Raw genomic sequence first — 17,094 nt, forward strand, 5'->3', positions numbered from 1 at the left:
TGAGAGGCAAGCAGATGATCAGACAACGTACTCTGAAAGAAATAGTGAAAACAACTGGTGTGGGCCTCCACTCTGGTCGTAAAGTCACGCTTACTCTGCGCCCGGCTGCTGCAAATACAGGTATCATTTACCGTCGTACAGATGTAAACCCACCTGTAGATTTTCCAGCTGATCCAGCTTCTGTTCGTGACACCATGCTATGTACTGCTTTGGTAAACGACGAAGGTGTGCGTATTTCAACTGTAGAGCACTTGAATGCGGCACTTGCTGGTATGGGCATCGACAACATTATTGTCGAAGTAGACGCACCTGAAATTCCAATTATGGATGGTAGTGCTAGCCCATTTGTATACTTGCTACAACAAGCAGGTATCGAAACGCAAAATGCGCCAAAACGTTTCATCCGTATTAAAAAGCCAGTTCGTTTTGAAGATGGCGATAAATGGGCAGAGTTTGTACCATTTAACGGCTTCCGCATGGACTTCGAAATTGAATTTAATCACCCTGCAATTGAGTCAGACGAGCAGCGCTTGCTGTTTGATTTCTCCTCAAAAGGCTTCGTTCGTGAAATTTCTCGTGCACGTACGTTTGGCTTTATGCGTGATATCGAATATCTACAGTCTCAAAACCTAGTTTTGGGTGGTAGTTTCGACAATGCTATCGTATTGGATGATTACCGTATTCTTAACGAAGAAGGTCTACGCTTTGAAAATGAGTTTGTGACTCACAAAGTGTTGGATGCGATTGGTGATCTTTACATGTGTGGTCACCCAATCATCGGTGAATTTCGCGCCTTTAAATCGGGTCACGGTTTGAACAACCAACTTCTGCGAGCTGTTCTTGCTGATCAGGAAGCGTGGGAGTGGACTACATTCGAAGAAGAAGTGGGCTCACCAGTAGCATTCGCTGAACCAAATATGGTGCTTGCGTAAATACTCGGCATTAAAATTAATAAAAAACCAGGCTCATGCCTGGTTTTTTGCTATTTGGCTTTAATCTTGGGCTTATTAATAGCATTCGAGCTTTTCAGCATATTGAAATAACGGTTACTTACGGTCTTTCTTTTCTGCCATATCGGCCAATCGCTTTAAACGCTCTTGAATTTTAGGCGGTGCCATGTCGGCAATCGTCATCAATGACTTTGCTGCAGATTCTGTTAATGGTGGACGTTTAGGTCTGTCGTCTTGTTCGAAACGATTTCGGTATAATGATGGATTGATCCTCACTTCAACGCTCATCAGTTTGGCAAAGCCTTGAGTACGAAGTTTATTTAGGATCATGAGGCGATCGTAATCGATCTTCATTTTGATCGCGGCACTAGAAACATCGATCAATAGGTGGCCGTTACGAACATTCGCCACCCGGCAATGATCGGCCGTCCCTTTGGGTAAGATCTCTTGCAAAGCTTGGTTAAGCTGTAAGATTTCTCCAGCATGTTCTTGAATCTGCTTGAACTGTGATTCAGCAATAACATCTTCAGTCGAGGTTGGACGGTGATCACGCATAGGTAAAATCTAATTTTGTTGAGATATCAGCTATTCTAGAGCAGCTTTCTATCAAGGTATAGTTTACATTAACGTCTTTCGCTTCAGTTTTACAATGTAGCAAGGTAAAAAGCAAAGTCTGCTCTGAATAAATTACACATATTGTGGTATGCAATATCGTCTAATCAGTCACCACTTTAAGTAAAAACTTCAGAGTGCTTCAAACAAATACGTCTATTTATGGTTGTATCGATGAAAAATCCTTACACTAAGCCACATTGTTTCGAAACTTAGCCTTGAAATATGGATGTTTGAACTCAATATCTTTGATAAATGATTTATCTCAGTATTCTTAGTTCCAAACTGGCAGAGACTGAAGGCATTATGAGTAGATCGGGAACGGTCTGATTAAAGAGAGATTCACGAAAAATGATAACTAAGCTACTGACAAAAGTGATTGGCAGTCGCAACGACCGAACACTGCGCCGCCTTAGAAAAATTGTAAAAGAAATTAATAACTACGAGCCAACATTCGAAGCTCTAAGTGATGAAGAGTTAAAAGCAAAGACGGTTGAGTTCCGTGAGCGCCTAGAGAAAGGTGAAACTCTTGATAAACTACTTCCTGAAGCTTTTGCTACGGTTCGTGAGGCATCTAAGCGTGTCTACGGCATGCGTCACTTCGACGTTCAGCTTATCGGTGGTATGGTTCTAAATGCGGGTCAAATTGCGGAGATGCGTACAGGTGAAGGTAAAACGCTGACTGCAACGCTTCCAGCTTACTTAAATGCTCTTGCTGGTAAAGGTGTTCACATCGTAACAGTGAACGATTATCTAGCTAAACGTGATGCTGAGACGAACCGCCCTCTATTTGAATTTTTAGGTATGACCGTTGGCGTAAACGTGCCAAACATGCCTCCTCAAGAGAAAAAAGAAGCGTACCAAGCTGACATTCTATACGGAACCAACAATGAATTTGGTTTTGACTACCTTCGTGACAATATGGCTTTCCGTAGCGAAGACCGTGTACAGCGTGATCGCTTCTTTGCTGTTGTCGATGAGGTGGACTCAATCCTAATTGATGAAGCTCGTACTCCTTTGATCATTTCTGGTCCTGCTGAAGATAGCTCTGAGCTATACACTCGAATCAACCTTTTGATCCCGCATCTGAAAAAGCAAGATAAAGAAGACTCTGAAGAATACCGTGGTGATGGTCACTACACTGTTGATGAAAAATCAAAGCAAGTATACCTAACAGAAACAGGTCAAGAATACGTTGAAGAACTGTTGGTGAAAAACGGTCTGATGGAGGAAGGTGATACACTTTACTCTCCGGCTAACATCAGCATGTTGCATCACGTGAATGCTGCTTTGCGTGCTCATGTGTTATTCGAGCGTAACGTTGATTACATTGTTACTGATGAAGGTGAAGTGGTCATCGTTGATGAACACACTGGTCGTACAATGCCAGGTCGTCGTTGGTCTGAAGGTCTTCACCAAGCAGTAGAAGCGAAAGAAGGCGTTAAGATCCAAAACGAAAACCAAACTTTGGCTTCTATTACCTTCCAGAACTACTTCCGTTTATACGAAAAACTGTCAGGTATGACAGGTACAGCGGATACTGAAGCGTTCGAATTCCAGTCTATCTATGGTTTGGAAACGGTGGTTATCCCAACCAACAAGCCGATGATTCGTAACGATATGCCAGATGTGGTTTACCGTACTGAAGCAGAGAAGTTTGCGGCAATCATTGAAGATATTAAAGAGCGTGTTGCCAAAGGGCAGCCAACGCTTGTTGGTACTGTGTCGATTGAAAAGTCAGAACTTCTTTCTAACGCATTGAAGAAGGCTAAGATCAAACACAACGTATTGAACGCGAAATTCCATGAGAAAGAAGCGGAAATTGTTGCTGAAGCGGGCATGCCTGGTGCGGTAACTATCGCGACCAACATGGCCGGTCGTGGTACGGACATTGTGCTTGGCGGTAGCTGGCAATCAAAAGTTGAAGCTTTAGAGAACCCAACTCAAGAGCAAATCGATGCGATTAAAGCAGAGTGGAAAGTGGTGCATGACCAAGTGCTAGAAGCTGGTGGTCTACATATCATCGGTACTGAGCGCCACGAATCTCGCCGTATTGATAACCAGCTACGTGGTCGTTCCGGTCGTCAAGGTGATGCGGGTTCATCGCGCTTCTACCTATCTATGGAAGACTCTTTGCTACGTATTTTCACTTCTGATCGTATGGCGAGCCTTATTCAAAGTGGTATGGAAGAAGGTGAAGCTATTGAATCGAAAATGCTTTCTCGCTCAATTGAAAAAGCACAGCGCAAAGTGGAAGGTCGTAACTTTGATATCCGTAAGCAGCTGCTTGAATACGATGATGTAGCGAACGATCAACGTAAGGTTGTCTACGAACTGCGTGACGAGTTAATGAACGTTGAAGACATCAGCGGCATGATCGAGCAAAACCGTGAAGATGTGCTAACAGCGGTTATTGATGAGTACATTCCACCACAGTCACTAGAAGATATGTGGGATGTTGAAGGTCTACAAGAGCGCTTGAAAGCGGACTTCGATCTTGATGCGCCAGTGAAGCAATGGCTTGAAGAAGACGACAAGCTTTACGAAGAAGCATTACGTGAAAAGATCATCAACCTAGCCGTTGAAGTGTACAAAGAGAAAGAGGAAGTGGTGGGTGCACAAGTGCTTCGCAACTTCGAAAAATCGGTCATGCTTCAGACTCTGGATACGCTTTGGAAAGAGCATTTGGCTGCGATGGATCACTTGCGTCAAGGTATCCATTTACGCGGTTACGCACAGAAGAACCCAAAACAAGAATACAAACGTGAGTCGTTTGAACTGTTTGAGGGTCTACTAGAAGCGCTGAAAACAGACGTTATTACTGTTCTATCTCGTGTTCGCGTTCAGCAACAAGAAGAAGTTGAACGTATGGAAGAACAGCGTCGTGCGCAAGCTGAAGAAGCCGCTCGTCGTGCGCAAGCGCAACACGCTGCAGCACAAAATCCGCTTTCTGAAGGCGAAGAATCTGAAGAAGGTTCAAATCAACCAATGGTACGTGATGAACGTAAAGTAGGTCGTAATGAACCTTGCCCTTGTGGCAGTGGCAAGAAGTACAAACAGTGCCACGGCAAAATCGACTAATCTGTTAGTCGGATTATTTATCAAAGAGTCGCTTAGGCGACTCTTTTTTTAAGTAAATTCTTTGGCTATCAAATTCCATAAGTTTGATAGGTCAGCAAGTTTTTGAGATGTAGAAGCTCGTTGTCACAATAGAAAAGTACAACGGTCTTGAGAGTTAGGAATCCCCATGAAAAGAATTCACATAGTCGCGGCAATTATTTTTAACCAAGACAAATCAAAGATCTTTATTACAAAGCGTCCTGATGATAAGCACAAAGGCGGGTTTTGGGAGTTTCCGGGTGGCAAAGTCGAGCCGGGAGAAAGCATTGAGCTTGCTATTACAAGAGAACTCGAAGAAGAAGTAGGAATTGAAGTTATTGAGCAAGCCCCTTTTGAACATTTGGAATACGACTATCCAGACAAATCACTCAAGTTTGATTTTATTACAGTATCTCAATTCAGTAATGAGCCTTACGGTCGAGAAGGTCAAGAAGGATGCTGGGTTGAAATCAGCGAATTGGGCGACTACACCTTTCCTGAAGCGAACGTACCTATCTTGGAGCGTGTTGTAAAAGAGTTTGCTTAAGCTCGATGAACTTGCTTGTGGTAACCACGGTATGTTGTTAGTTTAAACAGATTAAGCGAAACGAGAGAACGAGAGCAAACCTCGTTATCCAGAGAAGGAGAGAAAGCGCAATGGTTCGTATTGCAATCGCAGGAGCAGCTGGCCGAATGGGCCGCAATTTGGTTAAAGCTTCACACCTTAATCCTGAAGCGACAGTGAGCGCGGGATCAGAACGACCTGAGTCTTCACTTGTCGGCGTCGATATCGGTGAGCTTTGTGGTGAAGGTAAATTCGATGTGCTCTTAACGGATGATCTTGCTAAAGACGTCGATAATTTTGATGTAATCATCGATTTCACCGCTCCAGTAAGCACATTAGCGAATCTCGAGTTGTGTAAGAAATACGGTAAGAGCATTGTGATTGGGACGACTGGCTTCAGCGATGCAGAGCGTGATCTTATCGATGAAGCAGCCAAGCAAGTGCCTGTTGTGATGGCGCCAAATTATTCTGTAGGCGTAAACCTTGTCTTTAAGCTTCTTGAGAAAGCGGCCAAAGTGATGGGGGATTACTGTGATATCGAGATTGTTGAAGCACACCATCGCCATAAAGTTGATGCCCCCTCTGGTACCGCTATCGGAATGGGAGAAGCTATTGCTGGTGCGATGGGTAATAAGCTGAATGATGTAGCTGTCTATGCCCGAGAAGGCATTACTGGTGAAAGAACAAAAGATGAGATCGGCTTTGCTACGATTCGCGCTGGCGATATCGTCGGTGAGCATACAGCTATGTTTGCTGATATCGGGGAACGAGTGGAAATAACGCACAAAGCGACTGATCGCATGACGTTTGCTAATGGGGCCGTAAAGGCTGCCGTTTGGTTGAGTGCTAAACCTGCGGGCTTTTATACCATGACAGATGTTTTGGGATTGAATGAACTCTAAATACATAATTATTCGCCGGCGCTAGCCGGCTTTTTATATCTATAGAATTATTTGTAAATAAAATGATTCTGATAGATAAGATTTTAGCACTTACTTTTGTTATGTTTTTGTCTGTTTTGGCTTTGTTTTTGGGTGTAACCGTTAAAAGTGTTCCTGTTTTTGTCTTAGTGAACGTTTGCGTTAAAAACCCATAATTTTTTGTGATCCCTAAAAAGTTCAAATTTGTAAAATTCATTAAACCTCTATCCCTCCCTATGTAATAGCATTCAAAAGTTGTCTTTTTGAGCCTTACTGATTCGAAATGACCTTACTCGCTAGAAATTGATAATTTATTTTTGATTGTAGGTTGACAGGTTTCCAGTCCAACTTTAGAATACCGCCAATTTGTCTGAAATACCTATTTATGTAGATTTTATAGGTAAAGGAAGGCATGTTTGCAGTTTGATTTATTTTTTTTGCATTTTTATTCTGGAGGTTGTCTTGGGTAAATTAGCACTGTTAGTCCTAGAAGATGGGACAGTGTTCCACGGAGTGTCCATAGGGGCAGATGGTATTTCCGTTGGTGAAGTCGTTTTTAATACCTCGATGACGGGGTATCAAGAAATCCTCACTGATCCTTCCTATTCTCAGCAAATCGTCACCCTTACTTATCCTCACATTGGCAATACCGGAACCACTTCCGAAGATGAAGAATCCTCTTCCATTCATGCACAAGGCCTTGTGATTCGCGACCTTCCTCTTATCGCTTCTAACTTCCGTAATGAACAATCCCTCTCTGATTACCTTAAGTCTCAAAATATCGTTGGCATCGCTGATATTGATACGCGAAAGCTCACTCGTATCTTGCGTGAAAAAGGTGCTCAAAACGGTTGTATTGTTGCGGGTAATAACCTAGATGAAGCTTTGGCTCTAGCGAAAGCAAAAGAATTCCCAGGCTTAAAAGGAATGGACCTTGCGAAAGAAGTTACAACGAAAGAAGCGTATCAATGGAAACAAGGTTCGTGGACGCTTGAAGGTGGACTTCCAGAGGCGAAAGATGACAGCGAGCTGCCATACCACGTCGTTGCTTACGACTTCGGCGCAAAACGCAACATCCTGCGAATGTTGGTTGACCGCGGTTGCCGCTTAACGGTTGTTCCTGCTGAAACGTCAGCGGAAGAAGTGCTTGCGATGAACCCGGACGGTGTTTTCCTATCAAATGGCCCTGGTGATCCAGAACCATGTACTTACGCGATTGAAGCGACAAAAGTGTTCCTAGAAAAAGGCTTACCTATCTTCGGTATCTGTTTAGGTCACCAAATCCTTGCGTTAGCGTCAGGTGCACAAACCGTGAAAATGAAGTTTGGTCACCATGGTGCAAACCACCCAGTAAAAGATTTAGACCGTAACGTTGTTATGATCACTTCGCAAAACCACGGCTTTGCGGCAGATGAAGCAACGTTACCGGAAAACTTACGTGCTACTCACGTATCGTTATTTGATGGCTCTTTGCAAGGTATTCACCGCACAGACAAGCCAGCATTTAGCTTCCAAGGTCACCCAGAAGCGAGCCCAGGTCCACATGACGCGGCACCGCTATTTGACCACTTTATCGAACTAATCAAAAAACACAGCGCTTAATTCGGAGTAGTAGATAATGCCAAAACGTACTGACATTCAAAGTATTCTAATTCTTGGTGCTGGTCCGATTGTTATCGGTCAGGCATGTGAGTTTGACTACTCTGGCGCACAAGCCTGTAAAGCACTTCGTGAAGAAGGCTACCGAGTTATTCTGGTTAACTCGAACCCAGCAACGATCATGACAGACCCAGAGATGGCTGATGCGACTTACATCGAGCCAATCCAATGGGAAGTGGTACGCAAGATCATTGAAAAAGAGCGTCCAGATGCAGTTTTGCCAACCATGGGTGGCCAGACTGCACTTAACTGTGCGTTAGACTTAGAGAAACACGGCGTACTAGAAGAATTCGGCGTAGAGATGATCGGCGCAACTGCAGATGCAATCGACAAAGCGGAAGACCGTTCTCGTTTTGATAAAGCGATGAAGTCTATCGGCCTTGAGTGTCCTCGCGCAGATACAGCGAAGAGCATGGAAGAAGCTTACAAAGTTTTAGATATGGTTGGCTTCCCTTGTATCATTCGTCCATCGTTCACCATGGGTGGCACTGGTGGTGGTATCGCGTACAACAAAGAAGAGTTCGAAGAAATCTGTCGTCGCGGTCTGGACTTATCTCCGACCAACGAACTTCTTATCGATGAGTCACTAATCGGTTGGAAAGAGTACGAAATGGAAGTCGTTCGTGACAAAGCGGACAACTGTATCATCGTATGTTCAATCGAAAACTTTGATCCAATGGGTATCCACACGGGTGACTCAATCACAGTAGCACCAGCACAGACACTGACTGACAAAGAATACCAGCTAATGCGTAATGCATCGCTAGCCGTTCTACGTGAAATTGGTGTTGAAACAGGTGGTTCAAACGTACAGTTTGGTATCAACCCGAAAGATGGCCGTATGGTTATCATCGAGATGAACCCACGTGTATCTCGCTCTTCTGCGTTAGCGTCAAAAGCAACAGGTTTCCCAATCGCTAAGATTGCCGCGAAGCTTGCTGTTGGCTTTACTCTGGACGAACTACAAAACGACATCACGGGCGGTGCAACACCAGCATCATTCGAACCAACTATCGACTACGTCGTAACTAAGATTCCTCGCTTTAACTTCGAGAAATTTGCTGGCGCAAACGACCGTCTGACTACTCAGATGAAATCGGTTGGTGAGGTAATGGCAATTGGTCGTAACCAACAAGAATCTCTTCACAAAGCACTTCGTGGCCTAGAAGTTGGCGCAACTGGTTTTGACGAGATGGTCGATTTAGAAGCACCAGATGCACTGACTAAGATTCGTCACGAACTTAAAGAAGCAGGCGCTGAGCGTATCTGGTACATCGCCGATGCATTCCGAGCTGGCATGTCAGTTGACGGCGTGTTCAACTTGACTCAAATTGACCGTTGGTTCCTGGTTCAAATCGAAGAAATCGTAAAACTCGAAGAGCAAGTCAAGGCGGGCGGCTACGCAGGTTTGACCAAAGAAGTGCTTCGCCAGATGAAACGTAAAGGCTTCTCTGATGCGCGCTTGTCTAAACTGCTTGGTGTCGCTGAAAGTGAAATTCGCCGTGCTCGTGAGCAGTTTGATATTCACCCGGTTTACAAACGTGTGGATACGTGTGCCGCAGAGTTTTCTTCTGACACGGCTTACATGTACTCATCTTACGATGAAGAGTGTGAAGCCAACCCAACAGACAAAGACAAGATCATGGTTCTTGGTGGTGGTCCAAACCGTATCGGCCAAGGCATTGAATTCGACTACTGTTGTGTACACGCATCACTTGCGCTGCGTGAAGACGGTTACGAAACCATTATGGTTAACTGTAACCCAGAAACGGTATCTACTGACTACGATACGTCTGATCGTCTGTACTTCGAACCAGTAACTCTGGAAGATGTACTGTCTATCGCTCGCGTTGAAAAACCAAAAGGTGTAATTGTTCAGTACGGTGGTCAAACGCCACTTAAACTGGCTCGTGCTCTAGAAGCGGCTGGTGTTCCAATCATTGGTACGAGCCCAGATGCTATAGACCGTGCGGAAGACCGTGAACGCTTCCAAGCCGCTGTTGACCGTTTAGGTCTACTTCAGCCAGAAAACGCGACAGTAACAACGATGGAGCAAGCGGTTGAGAAGTCGAAAGAAATTGGCTTCCCATTAGTTGTTCGTCCATCTTATGTACTCGGTGGTCGTGCGATGGAAATCGTATACGACGAGCAAGACCTGCGTCGCTACTTCAATGAAGCAGTAAGCGTATCGAACGAGTCTCCAGTTCTACTAGACCGTTTCTTGGATGATGCAACCGAAGTTGATATTGATGCTATCTGTGACGGTGAACGCGTCGTTATCGGCGGTATCATGGAACACATCGAACAAGCCGGTGTTCACTCTGGTGACTCTGCATGTTCACTGCCTGCATACACGCTAAGTCAGGAAATTCAAGACAAGATGCGTGAGCAAGTTGAGAAGCTGGCGTTCGAACTCGGTGTACGCGGTTTGATGAACACGCAGTTTGCTGTGAAAGACAACGACGTTTACCTAATCGAAGTGAACCCTCGTGCTGCTCGTACGGTACCATTCGTATCGAAAGCGACAGGTGCACCTCTAGCGAAAATCGCTGCACGTGTAATGGCGGGTCAATCTCTAGAGTCACAAGGCTTTACTAAAGAGATTATCCCTCCTTACTACTCAGTGAAAGAAGTGGTTCTGCCGTTCAACAAGTTCCCTGGCGTTGATCCGCTATTGGGCCCAGAAATGCGCTCAACAGGTGAAGTAATGGGTGTTGGTGCAACGTTCGCAGAAGCTTACGCGAAAGCAGAGCTAGGTTGTGGTGCAGTTTACCCTGAAGGTGGTCGTGCGCTACTGTCTGTACGTGAAGGCGATAAAGAGCGTGTTGTTGACCTAGCTTCTAAGCTAGTGAAACTGGGTTACCAGTTGGATGCGACACACGGTACTGCTGTAATTCTGGGCGAAGCGGGTATTAACCCACGTTTGGTAAACAAAGTACACGAAGGTCGTCCACACATTCTTGACCGCATCAAGAACAACGAATACACCTACATCGTAAACACGGCAGCTGGTCGTCAAGCGATTGAAGATTCGAAAGTTCTACGTCGCGGCGCACTGGCAGAGAAAGTGAACTACACAACGACACTGAACGCAGCGTTCGCTACATGTATGTCTCACACTGCAGACGCAAAAGCGTCAGTAACTTCGGTTCAAGAGTTACACGCTAAAGTGAAAGCGAGTCTAGACGCGTAACAGATAAAAATCAGTAAGCTCGTTAATCAGGGCTTACATGACAACCTCATTGCCCGCTCATTTGAGCGGGCTTTTTTATATTGAGGTTTTTCTAAAATGAAGAGCATTAAAGTGTGCTAGGAACGATTGGTATGCTTTGCTTTTGAAGATCATCAAGCTAATTATGGCAAGCAATATTCCCAAAGATGAAGAAATAGTACTACCACTTGCTACAACAAAGTTGACCCTGTAGGCCTGAGGGATTAAGCCGAGCATAATTCTTTAAACAGATAGGTAATTAGCAAAAGTTAAAATAAGCAGTGTTGAGCTTAAAAACATACTAACTATGGAGCTATTCGGTATATTCTTTTTTCTAAGACTAAGTTATAAGTTGATTCTTCAGTATCAAGAGAGTATCCGTTACTTTTTGCAAAAATATCTGCCGCTATTAGTGAAGGATAAAGAAGAAAAAAACTAGTCACCGATATGATTAGAAATACCTTACTAGAATTTTTAAACTCACTTTTAGTTAGGAATTTATTTGATTTTAATGTTTTTACAGACATTCTAGAGCATTCAAATAAGATCAAACTAGAGCCTATGATCAAAATATCAGCCTGATCAAAAGATGAATAACTTTCATTATTATAGATTTTAATATAAAAATCTGACAATCCATCAAAACCACATATTAACAGTGATATTGCGGATACTAATAAAACTATTAAATAAAAAAATACTTGCGTTCGGTCGTAACTCTCTTTTTTCACCGTAACAAACCTCGCTGTATTTCTTGAGAGAAGATCATACTTTGAGTCTTACGTTGAATCTCATTATATTCTTCTTTTGCTCTTTTCTTTGCTTCTATATCTCTTTGCTTTAAGTAAATATCTATAGAGGTTATTAACTTCTGTGTTAAACCTCGTTTATCATTTTCTCTATTCAATAAAAGACCTACAGCCGAGCTTATCAAAATAGCCCCTAATAATGGGCCAGCGCTTAAAGTTACAACACTGCCACCCACTGCTGCGGCAAAGTTTACAAATATAGCTGCTGCAGCTGACGATAACCCGATAGTGATTATATCACTAGCTAAAGTACCAAATAGTTTGGCTAAGGTTTGACGGTCATTGAGGAAAAAGTCAATCACTCTGTATGTGGATATTAAGATAATTGTTATTATGCCCCCACTTCTAATGGATTGTAATGCCCCTTCTGGTCCAACAGCGAACTTTGCCACAGTTGGTGTGGGAAGAAACTTTCCTAATCCAGAAAGCTTTGAGTGCATAGCAGGGGAGCCTGTGAGTATGATATGTGGAGCTCCAGAATAATTTTTGACGATAACAGAGCTATTATTTCCGTACAAATAGTTTGATAAGTTGGTTATAAAAACTAAGTCCTGTCCTGTAGCATAATAGTTTGCTGAATTTTCAAACATTCCCTTTATGTTTTTCCAACGTTCTATTTTCGCTTTGTCTTTTACTTTGTTCTTGACAACGATATCAAAACTCTCGATAGATAAGATAATGGTTTCTTTATCTCGATGTTGATTATTTGATTTATAAAGTGGGTAGGTGCTTATACTACCAGTACTTTTTGAGGATTGATGTCGTGATAAAGGGTAGTTGCTAGTCATGTATTTTCCTCAGATATCGGACTTCGAACGCTGACAATGTAAACTCTACATGCTGAACAGATTTTTTATATTCGTCTAGTTTTATATTTAAAGGTAAGCGTTTGATCTCATTATTAGGAATCGATTTGTGACAGTGATTCAATTCTTCCTAACAACTAAATTTTATATAAAAGTTTGGAATCAAGTTTATGCATTAATTCTATGAAAATTAGGAATAGATTGGTGTCTTGACTTTCCATTGGTGGTTTTGTGAATAAGTGCTACCGTTTTTCCTCTTTGATGCCTCTTTAAATAAAAAGGATGTGTAGTGGAAATCACGGTTGAGATTTTGTTGGCCCTATTTTTTGTTGCGACTGCCGCAGGCTTTATTGATGCGATGGCTGGTGGGGGAGGGCTCATTACGCTCCCTGCGCTTTTGGCAGCGGGGTTGAGTCCGACTCAAGCTCTAGCGACCAACAAGTTACAAAGTTCGTTTGGCAGTTTCTCTGCTAGCTGGTATTTCGTGCGTAACGGTATTGTCAGCCTAAAGGAAATGCGTTTCGCGATACTCTGTACTTTTATCGGTGCAGCGATCGGTGCCGAGGCTGTGCAGTTTATTGATGCTAGCGTACTCACCAGTTTGATCCCTGTTCTTTTGATAGCCATTTCCCTCTATTTTTTACTCGCGCCAAGTACGCGAAAAATCGATGGAGAACCAAAGTTATCTGAAGCGATGTTTGCGCTATGCATTGGTGGGGGGATCGGTTTCTATGATGGCTTTTTTGGCCCTGGGACTGGATCTATTTTTACTGTTTGTTTTGTTGCACTGGGTCACTTTTCTTTGGTCGAAGCCACTGCTAGAACAAAAATCCTCAATTTCACGTCAAACATAGCGGCACTACTCTTTTTTATCTTAGCCGGGTTGCCAGTGTGGAAGCTTGGCTTAACCATGGCTGTTGGCGGTTTTCTTGGTGCTCAGTTAGGGGCGAAGGTCGTGGTAAGTAAAGGGCAAAAATGGATTCGTCCTCTAGTTATTGTGATGTCGATGCTCATGGCAACGAAACTTCTTTGGCAACAACATCAGCAATGGATTTTGTCAGTGCTTTAACTCGTTTGCTGCGATATGTGCTGTGGCGCAAGCAGATATGTATTGGTCGAATTAACTGTCCTAGTTCTTCAAAGTCATAGCAGAATTTGGGTGTGATATTAAGTGTCTTCAGGATAGATTTAGGAATTAAAGCGGGAGCCATTCCGCCCAAAGCCAGTTGTGCTGCCGCAGTGTATGAATCCATTTCCATCAAAGGCTCAATTCCGTATTTTGACAAAATAGCTTGTTGGTAAGTGTTGGCAGGATTGGTTAAGTCATTGGTCAAAATGGCTTTTGGTAGTTGCGAAAGTGGGTATCTACTGACGATTGAAAAAGGTTCATCAGCGAGGTGAAGGCTCATTAATCCATGATGAGGCGGTAAATAACCAGCACAGAATCCCAGTGTCGCTTTACCTGATTTGACGTTCTCAATAATGCGTGGTGTATGATTGGTCGATATTCGTATGTACTGGTCATGGGCAAAGCGTTCTGCCATGATCACACTAAGGTATCCAGCGACTAAGGTTTCAGAGCAGTCTATCTTGATCAAAGAAGTATCTTCTATTTCTTGCTGATCATAGATCTGACCTCTTAACTCATTGAACGTTGGCTCGATCGTGTTGATGAGCGCAAGGCCATCGGAGGTCAGCTTTATGTGCCGACCACTTGGCTCAATCAATTTTTTTCCTAACTTCTTCTCTAGATTCGAAATGCGCTTACTCACCGCAGATTGACTAATATAGAGTTGGCTGCCCGTACGGCTCATGGTTTTTTCTTTACTGAGGACAAGTAACGTCTCAATACCTTCAAGCAACATAATAATTAATGAAAGTTAGGAATGGTTGAAATAATTTAGCGAATTGTACAAGAATTGGCGAATCAAATGAGTATAAATGAGAGGAGCCGACACTCAGTCGACTCCATGACCGAATCATGTAATTTGTGTTTAACGATTAATTGCGAAAGTTGGCAGGGATAGATGCCAACGAATAGCACCGAGACGTATAATGAGCGTTGAGATTACACCAGCGAGTAAAGCCGTTGAGTGGTCATAACCCATGTTTACCGCCATCGTATGGAAGATGCCGCCAATAATACATGCCGTAGCGTAGACTTCGCTTCTTAATACCATAGGAACTTCGCGAGCCAGCACATCACGTATAATACCACCACCACAACCAGTAATGACTCCCATGATCACGGCGACCATCCCAGACGCGTTGTAAGCGAGGGCTTTCTCTACACCTATTCCTACAAATACTGCAAGGCCGATCGCATCACAGACGGGTAATACCCACCATGACAGCCGTTTTGGTCTGCGTACAACGAGCATGGTTAGTAGACACGTAACAAATATCACCCATAAGTACGTAGTATCTGTTATCCAAAATACAGGAGTGGCACCTAGCGCCATGTCTCGGATTGTTCCGCCACCAATAGCAGTCACACTGCCGAGAACGATAACGCCGAATGGATCCATTTTTAAACGGCCCGCCAGTAATACGCCAGAGATAGCGAAAACAGCGGTACCGAACAAATCGATCATATAAAGCAGCATGGAGTCCATGTTACTTAGTACCTTTATATAGTGTGAGAAAAAATGGGCGGAAATTGTACGGTATTTGCCACGAAATCGTTAGCGTTTTTGACGAACGCTTTTAAAGTGCTCACACACTTCTGTGATCGCATTTAGTGTGCGTGGGGTTGGGCGGTTAATCCAATCTGAGTTTAGAGACCAGATGTGTTTATTTCTAAGTGCGGGAAGCTCATTGCTCCACTCTGCCCACATACCATCATTACTCATTGCGTGACGAGAAGTAAAAATAACCTCTGGTTGGCGAGTGATGACCTGCTCGATGCTGACCTGAGGATAAGGCGCGCTGGATGCTGCGAAAATGTTTTCACCACCGCAAAAAGTAAAGACTTCACTTGGCCAGTTCTTCCCGGCGACAGTGATGATAGGCTTTTCACTCAACTGATAAAAGTAACGAACTTTCTCGTGCGTGTTGTACTTCTCTTTTAGTGTATTCAGTTGCGCTCTAAAATCTTCAGCGGCCTTTTGTCCTATTTGCGGGGTTTCGCTGTATTGGCTTAGTTGCTCGATATTATTGGCGATATCTTCCAGTGAGCCTGTAGTGGAATAATAGATAGGAATGCCGAACTGTTTAATTTTCTCCAGCTCTTTTGCCGGGTTTCCTGCCGGCCAAGCAATGACTAAATCCGGTTGAAGAGCAATAATGCGCTCTAATTTAATTCCTTGGTAATTAGAGACTCTTTCCAGCTGCTTTGCCTGCTCTGGATAATCACTCATTTCGCTGACAGCAACAAGCTTGTCTCCTAGCCCTGCCGCAAAGGCAATTTCAGTGGCATGCGGAGCTAAACTTACAATGCGTTGCGCTGGTGTTTGGGCGAAGGTCGCTGTCGAAACAAACAGCGTTAATGCGAAGCATAGTTTATTCATCATAATCCTTGATAAATCATTCCTAAAAGCAGACTTTGGATAGCTATCCAAACGAAGACTCGCCAAACGAGCAGCGTATGTATTTGTGAAAGGTGAATAGCCGATGGGGCGATTCGTCCACCGATTTTTGCGCGTTCCGCACGTATACCTTGATAGATAGCAGGGCCGCATAAAGAGAGTTGTAGTTTGTGTCCGATGGTACACAACACCCAGGCGGGCCCGGGTAGTGGCCAAGACTTCGCTTGTTGCTGTACACCAGAAAGCACATTGCTTACGTTCTTTCCTACAGCTAAAAGTATGGCAAAGAGACGAAGTGGAATAATATCCAGAGCGGCAACCAGCTGAACGGCAGGTTTACCAAAGGGCAAATATTGGCGTCGGCTAGGGGACCAAACTCGAGCTAACTCTGTGGCTAGTCGATACATTAACGCACCAATACCACCTGCTAGTGCGTACCAAAATAACACACCGATTACGTTGCGGCTGTATCCCATAATCACAGCTTCTGAGCTTGCTTTACCTATGCCGATGATCGAGAGGCTGTCAGTATCGCGATTAAGGTATGGTCTTAGTAATTGTCGGCACTGAGCTTTGTCTTCTCTCGACATACTTGTGACGAGTTGTTTCGTTAAGGCTTCGCTGTTGCGCCAGTCCAAAGCAATGATCAATAGCACTAGTTCGTATAAAGGCACTTGCCAAACGAATGGCTCCACGGCAATCAGCAAGATCAAGCAAGGCAATAGCATCAAGCCCAATGCAAGACTGCCGGAGGTCAGGCTCTGTGAGTAACTATGATTATTGTTTACTTTGTTGGCGAGGTTCTCAGCTAACTTTCGCCATAAAGTGATGGGATGCGATGAACGGGGGATTGGTAAAATAAGGTGAAAGAGCAGTGCGCCCCACATAATAAGGAGCGCACCGTTGGCATAAAATGACTGAAAAACATCTTCCATG

At 43.8% G+C, this 17,094-nt stretch carries 14 protein-coding genes; 7 read left to right on the top strand and 7 right to left on the bottom strand.

Features of this window, described 5'->3' with window-relative positions; translation table 11 throughout:
• Positions 1-14: 14 nt before the first annotated feature.
• A complete protein-coding gene (gene lpxC, locus CBX98_RS06250; protein WP_025768410.1) occupies positions 15-932 on the top strand; it encodes a UDP-3-O-acyl-N-acetylglucosamine deacetylase in 918 nt (305 codons plus the stop codon).
• A 114-nt stretch (positions 933-1,046) separates the two neighbouring features.
• On the opposite strand, the gene CBX98_RS06255 is transcribed toward lpxC, so the two are convergent.
• On the bottom strand, positions 1,047-1,505 hold the full coding sequence (locus tag CBX98_RS06255; protein ID WP_005396436.1) for a DciA family protein: 459 nt from the start codon (positions 1,503-1,505) through the stop codon (positions 1,047-1,049).
• Positions 1,506-1,913: 408 nt separating this feature from the next.
• On the opposite strand from CBX98_RS06255, the gene secA reads away from it, so the two are divergent.
• From secA to carB, 5 genes are all read left to right on the top strand, one after another.
• Positions 1,914-4,643, top strand: coding sequence for a preprotein translocase subunit SecA (gene secA, locus CBX98_RS06260; protein WP_005396435.1), 2,730 nt, complete (start codon positions 1,914-1,916; stop codon positions 4,641-4,643).
• A gap of 166 nt (positions 4,644-4,809) precedes the next feature.
• The gene (mutT, locus tag CBX98_RS06265; RefSeq protein WP_005396433.1) at positions 4,810-5,208 is read left to right on the top strand and encodes an 8-oxo-dGTP diphosphatase MutT; all 399 of its coding nucleotides are present in this window, start codon (positions 4,810-4,812) and stop codon (positions 5,206-5,208) included.
• A gap of 110 nt (positions 5,209-5,318) precedes the next feature.
• The gene (dapB, locus tag CBX98_RS06270; protein WP_006742699.1) at positions 5,319-6,128 is read left to right on the top strand and encodes a 4-hydroxy-tetrahydrodipicolinate reductase; all 810 of its coding nucleotides are present in this window, start codon (positions 5,319-5,321) and stop codon (positions 6,126-6,128) included.
• A 480-nt stretch (positions 6,129-6,608) separates the two neighbouring features.
• On the top strand, positions 6,609-7,748 hold the full coding sequence (gene carA, locus CBX98_RS06275; protein ID WP_005396428.1) for a glutamine-hydrolyzing carbamoyl-phosphate synthase small subunit: 1,140 nt from the start codon (positions 6,609-6,611) through the stop codon (positions 7,746-7,748).
• A gap of 16 nt (positions 7,749-7,764) precedes the next feature.
• Positions 7,765-10,998: a carbamoyl-phosphate synthase large subunit gene (gene carB / locus CBX98_RS06280; RefSeq protein ID WP_047009081.1), complete on the top strand. Its 3,234-nt coding sequence runs from the start codon at positions 7,765-7,767 to the stop codon at positions 10,996-10,998.
• Between the two features lie 323 nt (positions 10,999-11,321).
• Here carB and CBX98_RS26210 read toward each other — a convergent pair whose 3' ends face one another.
• On the bottom strand, positions 11,322-11,747 hold the full coding sequence (locus tag CBX98_RS26210) for a hypothetical protein (RefSeq protein ID WP_145473186.1): 426 nt from the start codon (positions 11,745-11,747) through the stop codon (positions 11,322-11,324).
• Positions 11,744-12,613 carry a hypothetical protein gene (locus CBX98_RS06290; RefSeq protein ID WP_104974495.1) on the bottom strand — a complete coding sequence of 290 codons (870 nt, stop codon included), beginning with the start codon at positions 12,611-12,613 and terminating at the stop codon, positions 11,744-11,746. The genes CBX98_RS26210 and CBX98_RS06290 overlap by 4 nt, the downstream gene beginning before the upstream one ends.
• A gap of 307 nt (positions 12,614-12,920) precedes the next feature.
• Here CBX98_RS06290 and CBX98_RS06295 point away from each other — a divergent pair, with 307 nt between their 5' ends.
• The gene (locus CBX98_RS06295; RefSeq protein ID WP_005396424.1) at positions 12,921-13,700 is read left to right on the top strand and encodes a TSUP family transporter; all 780 of its coding nucleotides are present in this window, start codon (positions 12,921-12,923) and stop codon (positions 13,698-13,700) included.
• Here CBX98_RS06295 and CBX98_RS06300 read toward each other — a convergent pair.
• The 4 genes from CBX98_RS06300 to CBX98_RS06315 all read right to left on the bottom strand — a co-directional run bounded on the left by CBX98_RS06300 (position 13,642) and on the right by CBX98_RS06315 (position 17,093).
• The gene (locus CBX98_RS06300; protein WP_006742696.1) at positions 13,642-14,496 is read right to left on the bottom strand and encodes a LysR family transcriptional regulator; all 855 of its coding nucleotides are present in this window, start codon (positions 14,494-14,496) and stop codon (positions 13,642-13,644) included. The two genes, CBX98_RS06295 and CBX98_RS06300, sit on opposite strands and share 59 nt — an antisense overlap.
• 129 nt (positions 14,497-14,625) lie before the next feature.
• Positions 14,626-15,246, bottom strand: coding sequence for a TRIC cation channel family protein (locus CBX98_RS06305; protein ID WP_054867265.1), 621 nt, complete (start codon positions 15,244-15,246; stop codon positions 14,626-14,628).
• A 69-nt stretch (positions 15,247-15,315) separates the two neighbouring features.
• Positions 15,316-16,140, bottom strand: a complete 825-nt coding sequence (gene btuF, locus CBX98_RS06310) for a vitamin B12 ABC transporter substrate-binding protein BtuF (RefSeq protein WP_172605931.1) — start codon at positions 16,138-16,140, stop codon at positions 15,316-15,318.
• Positions 16,140-17,093, bottom strand: coding sequence for a cobalamin biosynthesis family protein (locus CBX98_RS06315; protein WP_109168785.1), 954 nt, complete (start codon positions 17,091-17,093; stop codon positions 16,140-16,142). The genes btuF and CBX98_RS06315 overlap by 1 nt, the downstream gene beginning before the upstream one ends.
• Position 17,094 lies beyond the last annotated feature (1 nt).

The sequence above is a fragment of the Vibrio sp. T9 genome (assembly GCF_003123985.1).
GTDB classification, from domain to species: Bacteria; Pseudomonadota; Gammaproteobacteria; order Enterobacterales; family Vibrionaceae; genus Vibrio; species Vibrio diabolicus.

Coding starts and splice junctions, on each gene's coding strand:
- lpxC (WP_025768410.1), top strand. CDS start 15: ATGATCAGACAACGTACTCTGAAAGAAATAGTGAAAACAACTGGTGTG.
- CBX98_RS06315 (WP_109168785.1), bottom strand. CDS start 17,093: ATGGAAGATGTTTTTCAGTCATTTTATGCCAACGGTGCGCTCCTTATT.
- CBX98_RS06305 (WP_054867265.1), bottom strand. CDS start 15,246: ATGGACTCCATGCTGCTTTATATGATCGATTTGTTCGGTACCGCTGTT.
- CBX98_RS06255 (WP_005396436.1), bottom strand. CDS start 1,505: ATGCGTGATCACCGTCCAACCTCGACTGAAGATGTTATTGCTGAATCA.
- CBX98_RS06300 (WP_006742696.1), bottom strand. CDS start 14,496: ATGTTGCTTGAAGGTATTGAGACGTTACTTGTCCTCAGTAAAGAAAAA.
- secA (WP_005396435.1), top strand. CDS start 1,914: ATGATAACTAAGCTACTGACAAAAGTGATTGGCAGTCGCAACGACCGA.
- carB (WP_047009081.1), top strand. CDS start 7,765: ATGCCAAAACGTACTGACATTCAAAGTATTCTAATTCTTGGTGCTGGT.
- CBX98_RS06290 (WP_104974495.1), bottom strand. CDS start 12,613: ATGACTAGCAACTACCCTTTATCACGACATCAATCCTCAAAAAGTACT.
- btuF (WP_172605931.1), bottom strand. CDS start 16,140: ATGAATAAACTATGCTTCGCATTAACGCTGTTTGTTTCGACAGCGACC.
- dapB (WP_006742699.1), top strand. CDS start 5,319: ATGGTTCGTATTGCAATCGCAGGAGCAGCTGGCCGAATGGGCCGCAAT.
- mutT (WP_005396433.1), top strand. CDS start 4,810: ATGAAAAGAATTCACATAGTCGCGGCAATTATTTTTAACCAAGACAAA.